Below are 1688 nucleotides of genomic sequence, written 5' to 3'. Positions count from 1 at the left end.
CCTGAATCGGTGACTTCGCAGTCGACATTTGTTGATTTACCTATTGAGGTAAAGCACTTAGCCTTCATCTGAGATTAACCCTGCAGGTGAGCTCAGATGACCGACTTTATTGTCAAGAAACTGCCCTATGCTCTCAGTTCCCACGCCGGACTGGCACTGATCGGCAAGCATCTCAAGCGCATCAAGACCAATGCTGTAGTCGATCCAGCGTTTCCGGTGCGTTCTGGTGTCGCCAACAGCGATGTCATTAAAGGTTACCTTGGCCTTCTGTGTCTGGGCAAGAATGATTTTGAGGCCATCGAGACCTTCCGTGGTAACGCTTTCTTCAAGCGCGCCCTTGGTCTGAACAGCGTGCCTTCGAGCCCGACTTTACGGCAGCGCCTGGATGCTCATGCGGCTTCTTGGTTCGATCTGGCCGCTCAATTGAACCAAGAATTGCTCTCGAGCACCATCAACGGCAAGCCCATTGATTTTGGCACCCTGGCTTGTGGCTACACCCCAGTCGATCTCGATACCTTTGCTATGGACAACAGTGGGACCAAAAAAGAGCTGGTGGGGCGTACCTACGCTGGCGTGGACGGCTACTGCCCTTTTGCGGTGTACCTGGGCAATTTGGGGTATTGCCTGGAGTTAGCTTTGCGCCCGGGTGTGCAGCATTCTGCATCCGAGAGTGAATACAACTTTGAGCGCGCCTTGCCGATGGCAGCCAGCCTTGTGCCTACACCTTTGTTGGTGCGCGCAGATGGAGGCTTTTGCTCCTTGAAGCTGATGCAGGAAATAAGCGTGCAAGCCAAAACGCTGGCGCGCGAGATTGCCTTCATCATCAAGTGGAACCCGCGCCGCGCACCGGTGGAGACAATTGCTGCCGCAAGAAGCGCTGACCCCGAGACGCAGTGGGTGATGCATCGCACTGGTAAGCGTGAGTGCGTCTGGCAAGAGCCTCTGGATTTGGTCAATGTCGGCAGTCAGGCCAACCCGGCACGCCGGGTCTACCGTTTGACCGAGAGGACCATTGACAAGCATGGCAACACTTTGCTGCTGCCTGAGTATATGCTGGAGGGTTGGACCACCACACTGCCAGCGCGCATTGATCCGGCTGAGGTCATTACGCTGTACTGCGAGCATGCCACGCATGAGCAGTTTCATTCGGAGTTCAAGACCGACATGGATCTGGAGCGTCTGCCCTCTGGCAAGTTTGATACAAACTACCTGGTGTGCCAATTGGCGGCCGTTGCGATGAATTTGCTGCGCATGATTGGGCAAAACACGCTCAACGAGCCAGATGCGCCTGTCCGTCATGTTGCCAAGCGCAGGCGCATCAAAACGGTGATGCACGAGATGATGTTCAAGGCCGCTCGCATGATCAAGCATGCCGGGCGCTGGTTCCTGGGCTTGGGGCAGAATGACAGCGGTTTTGCAGTGTTTGAGCGCCACTACACGCAGCTCAGAGCAACATAGCGAAACAAGCGGCCCACACCCCTGAAATCCGTTGTGTCTGTGGCAATCAGGCAGGTAGAGCCGTGGGCAGAACGAGCCCCAGAGGGCTATATTCCGGCCTAAAAACCCTGCATGTGGGCCTGTTTAGTGTAACGACGAGATTAGACAGGGACGTCTACGAGATTTTGCGGCGGCATTGTGAAAATCGAGGCCGTAAAATGGGTTGGCAGGGGTTAGGTCACCGATTCAGG

1 protein-coding gene is annotated in these 1688 nt (G+C 55.3%); it reads left to right on the top strand.

From position 1 onward, the window contains the following. Nucleotides 1–96 precede the first annotated feature (96 nt). Complete coding sequence (locus ROA7023_RS23440) at nucleotides 97–1458, top strand: IS1380 family transposase (protein WP_085881344.1); 1362 nt, start codon at nucleotides 97–99, stop codon at nucleotides 1456–1458. Nucleotides 1459–1688 lie beyond the last annotated feature (230 nt).

The organism is Roseisalinus antarcticus (assembly GCF_900172355.1).
GTDB lineage: Bacteria > Pseudomonadota > Alphaproteobacteria > Rhodobacterales > Rhodobacteraceae > Oceanicola > Oceanicola antarcticus_A.
Note: the sequence above shows the minus strand (reverse complement) of the source record. Positions and strands in the feature narration are given on the sequence as shown.